14 protein-coding genes and 1 pseudogene are annotated in these 10,039 nt (G+C 42.6%); 6 read left to right on the top strand and 9 right to left on the bottom strand.

Annotated elements, in window-relative coordinates; genetic code table 11:
• Positions 1 to 428: 428 nt before the first annotated feature.
• Positions 429 to 767 (top strand): hypothetical protein, encoded by a 339-nt coding sequence (locus D6D85_RS12265; RefSeq protein WP_125672332.1) that lies wholly within the window; start codon positions 429 to 431, stop codon positions 765 to 767.
• A gap of 245 nt (positions 768 to 1,012) precedes the next feature.
• Here D6D85_RS12265 and D6D85_RS12260 read toward each other — a convergent pair whose 3' ends face one another.
• From D6D85_RS12260 to D6D85_RS12250, 3 genes are all read right to left on the bottom strand, one after another.
• A complete protein-coding gene (locus tag D6D85_RS12260; RefSeq protein WP_125672331.1) occupies positions 1,013 to 1,417 on the bottom strand; it encodes a type II toxin-antitoxin system VapC family toxin in 405 nt (134 codons plus the stop codon).
• A gap of 1 nt (position 1,418) precedes the next feature.
• Entirely contained in the window at positions 1,419 to 1,661 is a 243-nt protein-coding gene (locus tag D6D85_RS12255; RefSeq protein WP_125672330.1) for a hypothetical protein, read from the bottom strand.
• A gap of 214 nt (positions 1,662 to 1,875) precedes the next feature.
• Positions 1,876 to 2,139, bottom strand: coding sequence for an AbrB/MazE/SpoVT family DNA-binding domain-containing protein (locus D6D85_RS12250; protein WP_237558847.1), 264 nt, complete (start codon positions 2,137 to 2,139; stop codon positions 1,876 to 1,878).
• 151 nt (positions 2,140 to 2,290) lie between these two features.
• On the opposite strand from D6D85_RS12250, the gene D6D85_RS12245 reads away from it, so the two are divergent.
• The 3 genes from D6D85_RS12245 to D6D85_RS16465 all read left to right on the top strand — a co-directional run bounded on the left by D6D85_RS12245 (position 2,291) and on the right by D6D85_RS16465 (position 5,168).
• Complete coding sequence (locus D6D85_RS12245; RefSeq protein WP_125672328.1) at positions 2,291 to 4,531, top strand: glycoside hydrolase family 99-like domain-containing protein; 2,241 nt, start codon at positions 2,291 to 2,293, stop codon at positions 4,529 to 4,531.
• Positions 4,532 to 4,638: 107 nt separating this feature from the next.
• Complete coding sequence (locus D6D85_RS12240; protein ID WP_125672327.1) at positions 4,639 to 4,992, top strand: hypothetical protein; 354 nt, start codon at positions 4,639 to 4,641, stop codon at positions 4,990 to 4,992.
• Positions 4,992 to 5,168, top strand: coding sequence for a hypothetical protein (locus D6D85_RS16465; protein ID WP_161969860.1), 177 nt, complete (start codon positions 4,992 to 4,994; stop codon positions 5,166 to 5,168). The genes D6D85_RS12240 and D6D85_RS16465 overlap by 1 nt, the downstream gene beginning before the upstream one ends.
• Here the strand turns inward: D6D85_RS16465 and D6D85_RS12235 are convergent.
• The 5 genes and pseudogenes from D6D85_RS12235 to D6D85_RS12215 all read right to left on the bottom strand — a co-directional run bounded on the left by D6D85_RS12235 (position 5,160) and on the right by D6D85_RS12215 (position 8,431).
• Entirely contained in the window at positions 5,160 to 5,600 is a 441-nt protein-coding gene (locus D6D85_RS12235; RefSeq protein WP_125672326.1) for a hypothetical protein, read from the bottom strand. The genes D6D85_RS16465 and D6D85_RS12235 overlap by 9 nt on opposite strands.
• Before the next feature lie 153 nt (positions 5,601 to 5,753).
• Positions 5,754 to 6,014 carry a VapB-type antitoxin gene (locus tag D6D85_RS12230; protein ID WP_125672325.1) on the bottom strand — a complete coding sequence of 87 codons (261 nt, stop codon included), beginning with the start codon at positions 6,012 to 6,014 and terminating at the stop codon, positions 5,754 to 5,756.
• A gap of 141 nt (positions 6,015 to 6,155) precedes the next feature.
• On the bottom strand, positions 6,156 to 7,160 hold the full coding sequence (locus D6D85_RS12225; protein ID WP_125672324.1) for a hypothetical protein: 1,005 nt from the start codon (positions 7,158 to 7,160) through the stop codon (positions 6,156 to 6,158).
• A gap of 65 nt (positions 7,161 to 7,225) precedes the next feature.
• A pseudogene (locus D6D85_RS12220) lies at positions 7,226 to 7,707 on the bottom strand (nucleotidyltransferase domain-containing protein).
• Positions 7,708 to 7,852: 145 nt separating this feature from the next.
• The gene (locus tag D6D85_RS12215) at positions 7,853 to 8,431 is read right to left on the bottom strand and encodes a UPF0175 family protein (protein WP_161969859.1); all 579 of its coding nucleotides are present in this window, start codon (positions 8,429 to 8,431) and stop codon (positions 7,853 to 7,855) included.
• A gap of 121 nt (positions 8,432 to 8,552) precedes the next feature.
• On the opposite strand from D6D85_RS12215, the gene D6D85_RS12210 reads away from it, so the two are divergent.
• Entirely contained in the window at positions 8,553 to 8,957 is a 405-nt protein-coding gene (locus D6D85_RS12210; protein ID WP_125672322.1) for a hypothetical protein, read from the top strand.
• Positions 8,958 to 9,367: 410 nt separating this feature from the next.
• Here D6D85_RS12210 and D6D85_RS16460 read toward each other — a convergent pair whose 3' ends face one another.
• Positions 9,368 to 9,520, bottom strand: a complete 153-nt coding sequence (locus D6D85_RS16460) for a hypothetical protein (protein WP_161969858.1) — start codon at positions 9,518 to 9,520, stop codon at positions 9,368 to 9,370.
• 107 nt (positions 9,521 to 9,627) lie between these two features.
• Here D6D85_RS16460 and D6D85_RS12205 point away from each other — a divergent pair, with 107 nt between their 5' ends.
• A complete protein-coding gene (locus D6D85_RS12205; protein WP_125672321.1) occupies positions 9,628 to 9,984 on the top strand; it encodes a hypothetical protein in 357 nt (118 codons plus the stop codon).
• Positions 9,985 to 10,039: the final 55 nt, after the last annotated feature.

Here is a 10,039-nt window from a genome sequence, read left to right as displayed (position 1 = left end):
TCCAAATCTTCTGCTAGCTTCATCATAACAATCCAGATCTCCATGCTCCTCGCACCACTTCTTCACTGCCTTGACAATCCAGACAACTGTCATAGAATCCCCTAAAATGCAGTACAAGGATACTTTTATGCTCTACTATTTCTGATCAGGTATTAGTTCTAAAGTCCTGATAACCATCTCTTCAAGAGTTTGATATACAGTTATAAAGAAGCTATCAAACAAAGGCATTTCAGCTTCTCTTTTCCCAAACCTCTCCTCTGATTAGAGCTCGACCTACTTTCTTAATTTCTGAACAGCTTCTTTAGATTGAAAGTTCCCTCAAGTACTTTATCTGTAAGGAGTAGAATTGCCTTAGGTCGCCGGTTTTTTAGATGGAGGACGCAAGGAGTGTAGCAAAATTTTATAAATAAGCGCTTCTTTAGCATGATATGCCGGGCATATCGGGCTTCGTAATCACCCTTGTAGTTAGTACTTTTGTCCTATGGCTCGCCCAGAAGATGGTCCTTCCAAGGGAGAAAGAGAAGGGCATCATCTCAGTGCTGGCACTGGCTATCATATGGTCTTTAATAGAGGAAGTGCTTAATTTCATCTTCTCTCTAACGCCCTTCGGAATAATAGAGAAGATAATAACCCTTATTCTTTGGGTCTGGATACTGAAAGCGTGGTTCAAGGTTGGCTGGCTCCAAGCAGCAGCTATATCCCTTGTCGCTTGGATAATAATGATCTTCGTAAAAGGCCTCTTGGGAATCCTTCATATAGCAATCTAACCGATTTTCCTCAATTCATCGAAGGCTTTCCTTTTTGCCGTGTGCGAGCAGGAGATCTCAGTTCTGACAATTCAATGAATTACAGCCACATCCTCCTTATTCCAGCTTTATCGAAATCTCTGTCCTCGCTTGCGGAGGCAAAGAGGTTCTCAGACAAGCTAAGCAGCTGTTAAGGGATCTTGTCGAATAGAGCTGTTTTGGATACAACTGATAATACAAAAAGCGAGAAGTCCGCTGGAAGGAGGCTATACCGTTTCGGGTTTTATGCGGGTTAATCCTGGCACTCCTTCGTAGACCTGATCGAATGAGATAATCCTTCCATCCAAGCTAAGTGCAGTGGCTGCATAATGCGAGTCAAAGAAGGTGAGGTTAAGTGTTTTCCTCAGATACACGCTTGCAACGGCAATATCCGGTGTTAAAGGGACATACTTCACATTTGGGAGGACCACCATCGCAGCAAGGTCTTCTAAAAGCTTGTCCTCCATCTTCTCGCTTCTGTATATCAGCTCCATCTCCACTAGGCTGACGCTTGAAATCTCAACGGTGATTTCTCCATTTTTTAGCTTGTTAAATATTTTCTTGGCTGTATTATGATTGGGATCATGCTTGTTCAAATAAGCGAAAATAACATCGTTTTCCATCAGGGGCATTTTAGCACCTCTCTTCTCTAGCCTCTCCTTCAGCCATGAGCTCAGCCTGTTTTCTCAGCTCTTTAAATGACTTCTTTAGACTGAGGGTTCCCTCAAGCACCTTAAATGGATCTGAAGGCAGTGGAATTACCTTAAGATGATCACCAGCATTTATGATAAGGACCTTTCTCCCTATACCTAGGGATTCCCTTATCTTCTTCGGCAGGGTTAGCCTGCCCTTCCTGTCCAGCTCCACAATGCTCATTTTCCCACCTTAATGTTTTTGGTCATTAAGTGGGATTTAAACTTTATTATGATTTAGGTGGGAAAGGATATCATAAGAACGCAGACGATAGCTGAACTTCACTTAGGACAAGGAGGTTTGTGAAAACTTTATGTTCGCTTAGAATGCCTTCTTAGAGGGAATCGATGAGCTGTACCAGATTTTAGGCATTGGGACATTTAAGTAGATGAAGAGGCTAACGTCCACAAATATCTTCATTAAACTCCTCCAGATCAACTTCAGCAAGATCACCTAGATTAGCTTGCTTTGCCTTCAATCTCCTCCTTCTTAGCTTGATCCACTCCAGTGTTTCCTCAATGCTTGGAGCTCTCGTTATCGCAAGCTCTTTGTCCTTAACCTCGACTAAAACGTAGTCATTCTCCTTAATCCCATACTTCTCACGCAGTATCTTAGGTATGACTATCTGCCCCTTGGGCCCAACCTTAAGCCTCAGTTTCATCACTAGTCACAGTAATACTGTTATATAAACATCGCTTGCACATTAGGGCAGTTGACATCGAACAGAACATCTTCATTTTTCATTAATAAGTAATGAGGTATCTTTCGTAAAACCTTTTATTATTTATCCTCAGAGTAAAGGGGTGTTCGTCTTGAGGGCATACCAGAAAGCAGTCTTGATTACTGCTGTGATAATAATTGTTATTGTAATAATGAAGCTTCCTGAGGCACTGAGACCATCTGAGGTACCAAAGCCAACAGCCCAATCAAATATATCGCAAAATCCTGAGATATCCCTGAGCTGGGAGCCCATCAGAATTGTGAACGACAAGATATATGACATAAGGGTGGAAATAAAAGTGAAGAATGCGAATCAGCTAAAATGGCTGAAAATAAAGCTGATTCCAGTTGAGTACGACTACTTCATCAGCAGCTATGGTATGCGCCAAGAGGATTACTCAGCAGTTTTCCCGAATGAGAGCATCAGATCAGTTGATCTGCAGCCAGGAAGAGAGGAGATCTCGGTGAACTTCACTAATCTGGCGGGAGGAAGGGAGTACATAATATCAGCTGAGGGGGAGGATTCTGCTGGGAGAATTCTGAAAGAAGAGATAAAAACACCCTACATAAGGCAGTATGAGAATGTGGCAAAGCAGGACAATATCCTAGTGGGGGCTTATTATTATCCTTGGTACTCCCCTAGCAAGCACTGGCAGGAAGGTCACATGAACACACCTCTTCTCGGCCTTTACGACTCAAGAGATCCAATAGTCATAAGCAAGCACATAGATTGGGCAACCGGTCATGGAATCGACTTCTTCATAATCAGCTGGTGGGGACCCGGCTCCTTCGAGGACTTAACGATAAAAGAACATTTCCTGAAGAACCCGCTAATACCGAATATAAAATTTGCAATTCTTTATGAATCGGTGGGGAGGCTGAAGGTGGAGAATGGAGAGATAAGCATGGAGGGGAACAGGCAAATTCTTCTGAACGATCTCAGCTATCTGATGGAAACTTATTTCAACAGTCCATACTATCTTAAAATTAATAATAAACCTGCAGTGGTGATCTACCTCTCGAGGATATTCAGGGATCTATCCCTTGGAGATCTCCGTGACAAGGTCTACTTAATAGGGGATCTAGTCTACTGGCAGGATCCCCGATCCGAGAGCAGGATAGCTGACTATGATGCTGTCACCTCCTACAACATGCACACGAGCGTCCAAGATATACTGAACAACTTTGAATATAATGTTGATAAGAAATATGATGAGTGGCTCAATCTTTGCAGCAAAATTGGAAAAGGCTTTATACCATCAGCTTTGCCCGGATTTGACGACAGAGCTGTGAGGAAAGGAAATATACCCCTCCCAAGAAGCCCTGAAAGGTTTAAGAGACAGCTGGAAATAGCTAGGTCTCATGCCAATCTGATGATGGTGATCACAACATTCAACGAGTGGCATGAGAACACGCAGATAGAGCCAAGCAGAGAGGAAGGAATGAGGTACCTGCAGGAGCTCTCCTCATATCTAGGCCTCCAAAGAGAGGCTCTAACGGAAAAGAGAGATCTCTACCTTTTTAAAGCAGGAGCAACTCACTATGAAGTTAGGCTGTTACCGGAGAACATCAGGCTGATCTATCTGGAGCCTGATATGTGGCAGGGAAACTCCGATGTCTATCCCTTGGCCGGAGGCAGAAGGGTTGGGCATCATTGGTCCCAGTTCCTGATGCTTAGCCCTGGAAAGTGGCTTACTGACAGGGTTGAATCGGAAGGTGAATTTCTGATAGACTTTAAGGTTCTGAAAAGCAGCGGAAAATTAGTTGCATACAGCGGGAAGTGGGGTTTCAGGGACTACTTTGTCACAACAGCTGTCCACTACATCTGGGCGGATGACGAGTTTCTCTACAGATATGTGAAGACAAATCTAACCGTGCTTAGGGATATCCCAGATCCGGTTGGAGCCATATGGGTTGAGCTCATGAACGATCCGGATTACTATGCAACAGCTGTTTCGAAAACGGAAAAGGGGTTGATAACATATGATATGCATGGCGTGACGGGGCATGCGCTTAAGGAATATACCCTCGGGATCTATGGATGGATAGCTCTTATAAATCCCCTTTCCAGCGATGTTAGAGGATCTCCTGCCCTTATTCTTGTTAGGTCATCTCAAAAAGCTCATCCAACTGTCTGCAACTGCCCCAATGTGGACAACATAGAGATACACATGCTCGGAGATGAGATAAGGATGCTGAAGAAAGGAGATTACTTTGAGCTTCACTACCTTCTTATAGTCAGCAACAAGCCAAACAGCTACTCTTGGATAGATGAGGCAATAAAGAGGGCAATACCGATGATAGAGCTGATAGATAAGGGAGAGCTTCCATAGACTGGAAAGAGGCAAAAATTAGCTACCGAGATCTTATCTTCAGCCCGAAGTACATGTGTACTTTGAAAGGAAGAAAAATTTAAATTAGGGGAAGAGTCGAGCTTTCAATGGCTGAAAAAAGGCAGCGAATTCACTTGGATGCCTCTGCATTGATCTGCTGTATTCATGCCAAAGTAGCTTTAAAGCTTCAAGGAAAGCCCGAAAAAGACGAGGTAAAATATGGAAATAGACTTCTGTATAGGCTGAAAGAGGAGAAGAAAAATCCGGAGGTAAGTGTGGTGGTATCCTCTGAGGCGTTGGGAGAGACATTATTGAAGCTGCTGGAGAGATATGACAAGCAGGATTTTATTGAATGTACTGTAGCTCTATGGGATATCTTTCACGATCTGGAGCTTGAGTACATCCCTGCAAGAAAGGAAGCGAATGAAATCGCAATAGAGATAGCCAAGAGAGTAATCTGATGAGATTCTCTGATTGTCAGATAGCAGCATGTGCTCTTTCGGATAGTGACTCTGTTGCGCTTGTGACAACAGATAAAACTCTCATAGAATCCAAGGTGCTCACAGAGGTTGATAAGGAGCTGAGAGAAGAAGGAAAGAGGAGAGAAAAGCTGAATTTAACGAAATATTTAGATTAATCCAGCTTTTTTCAGATCCTTCAGTATCTCCTCCATCCTTTCCTTTGATATCCACGGCTTCAGCTCAGCTGTTCTCTCAATGGCCCAGTCTAAGTCTTTGGTATCCTCGTAAATCATCAATATTGTTGCTGCGGCCTCAAGCCAAGCCACATCCTTTCCCTTTATTAATTCGAGAAATCCCTCTTTGTCAAAGCTATCCGGAATTTTTATTTCCTTAACCTCAGGTAAATCATAGTAATCGTGGGCTAGATCAGGTGAATAAGGCCCCCTGATGTAATTGGAGAAGTTATAACCTAGGTCAAGACCAAATTTTCTAGCTAAAAATACATATTTTTGCAACTTTAACCTTGAGTCAAAGTCCTCAAGGTCTAGCCTGAACCCAGCTTCATCAAGAAATCTTACAAAGGAACTGAGAATCTCAGCCCTCTTCATCAAATCAGGGGTTAACAACCGCACCACCTGTTAAAAGTATGTGGATTTCCTATTTAAATTTTTATCATGATATCTAAAATAAATGGAAAGTTTGCTGACCAAGCAAAACTCATTGAAATCTGCGAAATTCTCACAACTTTACATGAGCTAAAATCAGTCTCCACCAGCAAGATCCCTCCTCCTCAGCTTTATCTCAGCCTCCTCAATTGCACGAGATTCAGCCAGAGCTCTTAGCTCTTTTTTGTCCTTCTCAGTTTTCAGCCATGAGGAGCTTATTTCAACCGGTTTCGGAGGTATTTTTATCAGTACAATTCTTCTTCCAGCGGGTATGACTAAAATTCTATCCCCGGGGGATACAATATCTTTTGGCAGCTTTATTCTCCCCCTGTCATCTGCCTTAACCACATATGCCATCCTTATCCCATCAATTACTCTCTTTTCCCCTAAAATATAAATATATCCCCCAGTAAATGGACTTACTTCGTCATACAGGTTTATTTTGAAAGAAAGAAGAAACTTAAATTAATAAGAATAGCTGCTGAACGAGAAGTTCTCTCATCCCTTATATAGATAAAAGACTTCAACTCCTCCCAGTTTTGCGCTCACCATCACAGGCAATTGGGTTCTCATGGAAGAGATGTACAAAGTCAGATTTCTCTCTTCCCCTGGATTTATCATAGTGGCAGAGGGTATCCAGTAGGAGGCAGGCTTCCCGTTGACATATAACTCAAGCCACTTAATGTTTATCGGATAGTTCCATGTATTTAATATAGTTAGTGTGATGTTGTCCATATACAATCCTTCAGGAGACTGTCTTACACCCACACTCCTTATCCTCAGCTCGGGCTTGAGGGGCTTTATGATGTAGGATGCCTCCGCTATCCTCGGAAGCATCACAACTATTCTATGTTCTTCATCAAGGTGCTTGCTGCTTATGAAAGAAGAGAGGTGTATGTTTACTCTAGAGCTGTTCCCGGGAGGGACTGAAAGTATATCATCATGAGCTGGAGTTGATGGTGAGATAGCAAAAGGCTCACACGAATAGTCCAGATAAAGCTTAAGATCTTCTAGGCGGAGAGAGACATCCCCCTCGTTCTTAATCTCAAGGGTTATTCTCCTCAGGGATAATTCGGATGATGCATTGAACTCGACATCTGCTATCTTAAGGTTTGCCTTCGCTCCCTTCACCTCAAAAACACTGCTCCATAGCTCTTTATTCTCATAATAAGCCTTTATAACATATTTCTTGGGTCCGATTATATTTGTGTAATTACAGCAAGGGATAAGATGTAGGTCTATCGCATTGTCAGGGTTGGCCATTGGCCCAATCACATCTAAAAAATCTATTCTCTCGCCCTCTGGTGTGAGAAGGTAGAAATAAATCGGGTAATCACTTGTATTAAAGGATATCCTAAAGGATGGGATTCCATAATCATTCACCAGACGGACGCTCTTCACCTCGAAATGCGGTATATAGGAAAGTTTGTGGACAAGAGCGGGTAGTATCAGAACAGCGATAAAAAGTACCATAGCAACAAGTATCCTCCAGATCTCCTTCATACTAACTTCTTAAGGAATTCCTACTTATAATTATTTCCGAGGTGGTAGGAGAATCCTAATGTTGTTCAGATCTCTATCACCTCCCCGAACTTATAATCCCTCTTTAACCTCCAGTACCACTTCTTTCCCAGCCTAACTCTCTCAGCTCCCAGTTCATTAAGTCTTTTCCTTAATTTTTCCAGTATTCCTGAGAAGAAACCATCTCTATCGAAGAAGATAACAGCATCCTCCACCATATCGAGATAGAGAGGCCTCATCTTTAAGGCCTCCTCCTGGGTCATGAGAATAGGGGAGAAGTCAATTCTATACCCCTTAGCCTCAATCTCCTCTATATTCAGGCTTTTTTCGAATTCAATGAAGAGATCCTGTCTTTTTAACCTCCTTTTTGGGAGATCTCTGGCTATTATCAGCAGGTCTATATCGCTATCCTTCCTTGCCTCATCTCTGGCCACGGAACCATAAACAACCACCGATATCAGTTTTCCCCCAGATTTTCCAGCAGGACAGAGGTCAGCTTTCTGAGCAAGCTTAAATACGGTTCCTTTATCCTCTTCTCCTGTTCAGTTTCCATGGGAATCCTGATAAATATCTGGAGTAGCTTAAAAGCTTAGTCTGTAGAGATCTTGGCTGTTTTCAACTAAATTTTTGTCATCGAGGATGCAATTATGTTCTTCTCTTCCATCAAGAACTTCTCACAGGCCGAGCTCTATTGGAACCTTCCCTCTCCTGAGAAAATTCATAAAATTCACTAGATTCATTCCAGCTATATCAGCAGCCTTTTCCAAACTAACTTTTCCCTTTACATAGAGAGAAACAGCAAGCATTCTCCTTTTTCTCCTTATTCTTTCCAGCTCCCTCGATTCAACAGCCATCTCGGGAAAGCTGAAGCAGATTAATGCCATGAGCTCATCATCGTTCAGATCTTTTAACCATTCTTTTACTTCATCTATTAACTTGAGCTTCTTCTCATCCATTTTTCCCTTAATTTTCTCAGCCACTTTCCTGCCCTCCTCAGTAATCCTTATCTCATCATTCACATGCACTAGGTTCATCAGGGCAAGCTGTTCTAGGTTAGCATCCACCTTGCTGTATGGGCCATAGCGATCGAGCCAGTATAATTCCCCATTCTCCACTCCGAAATATCTTAAAAGCAGAAATATCTGCTTTTGCAGGTTTTTTCCTCTTATGGGCTCTCTCTCAAGGCTATCCAGAAAAAGGAGTATCAGGACTTTTATTTTGCTCAAGTTCTTCTCGTATTCTTCAGAAGCCATTAGCATGCCTCTATTAAGAAATCTTAAAAAAAACCTTCTGTGAGCTAATGCAATAAAATCGCGCGCTACGAATATTTCCTCGAACTGTTAAATTTTTTAAGCAACATCACAGAAGTAATCTGTGAGCTGGCTCAAGAGGTTTGTTCTAGCATTCTCTGAGGCTATATTCTACATTTACGCTTTAATCTGGACTATTAAGCCAAGAAAAGCAAATTCCATGAAAGAAGTTCTGGATCTATTCTATCTGGACTTCCTCAGGCTTAACAAGAGCGATGTTGAGGTTGTAAAGCTCGATGAAAACGAGCTCATCACGAGATGCAGGAATCCATGCCCTATTCTGAAGCTTTCCCTCATATTGAATGTGGACACAAAGATCTCCTGCAGAATTGTCTCAGAGCCTGTCTGCAAATATGTGCTGCATAAGCTAAATTCCCATTTAGTATTCCAGAGAAACTACAATCACATAAGGCCCTATTCGGATAGCTGTGAGGAGCGCATATATCTTGAGAAGGGAGTTTCTGATTGAAACTTTAGGGCAGAAGTGAAGGTAATGATGCACGCGCGCTTCAATTTGAGAATCTCCTTGATTTCGGAGGATGAGGTATATGACATGGAGGTTTTCTCAATTCCTGTGAAGTTCGGGAGGTACTAGCACATAGGCAGAACGGAGTTCTCAGAAGGGGTGGAGCTCTGCTCATGAACACAGTTACGTGCATTCAAAAGTGATGCTCTTGGGCTCAACATCAGCATTCAAAGCCAGAGAGACAGAAGACATCAGCTGACCGCCTTTCATCAACAAGCTTCATCAATAGTTAATTTTTTATTCTTATCGAAAAATGACATTGCTCTTTTTCATTCAATGTCCTGATATACTGCTTCCCGGGACATCCTGATGATCTCCTCAGCGCTGGGCTCACCCTTGCTCCTCCTCAACTTTTAATTTATCAGAACAGCTTTTGCTATGTTCTTTCTCTTCTCTTCCTCTATCTTTCTTGTTATAGCCTCCCTGATGAACTCGCTCCAGTTGATTTTGATCTCCTTCATCATTCTTCTTGTCTCATTGTCCACTCTGACTGTAATCACTGCCATACTTGTATTGTTGTACAGCTTGCCTATAAACTTTAGTAGAGATCTAGCGTGCTTCAGCGCAATAGCTGAAAAAGTGAATATTTATAGATTCTTGTGTATTAGCTGAGATGAGCTGGATGTTCAGAATTAAATCTCAAGAGGAGTGGGAGGATCTGGTGAGAAGAGGGCTGAAGGGGGAAGCATGGGCACTTGAGGTTGCAGCTGAAACTGCACTTAACGCTGTAAATGATGTGGATAAGCTCAGCAGGGAGGCAGCTGCCTTCTTGTCCCATCTCGTGTGGCTGGCTGAGGAGTGCGAGAGGATGGTGTCTTGGATCACGAGGCCCTCATGCAAGGATGTAAGAGAGGCTTATCTTAGGTTAGGGATCAGGCCGGAGAGAATGGATCTCCCGATATCAGATCTTATTTTGTTGAGAAGAATGTTTAACTCAGTTCCGGCTCTCTGGGCGGAGGAATTTATATGAGGGAGATAAGCGAGTGGCTCCCAGTTTTCCTCTCTTTCTATCCGGTTCTTCACAA

This window comes from Candidatus Methanodesulfokora washburnensis (assembly GCF_003947435.1).
Lineage (GTDB): Archaea > Korarchaeota > Korarchaeia > Korarchaeales > Korarchaeaceae > Methanodesulfokora > Methanodesulfokora washburnensis.
Note: the sequence above shows the minus strand (reverse complement) of the source record. Positions and strands in the feature narration are given on the sequence as shown.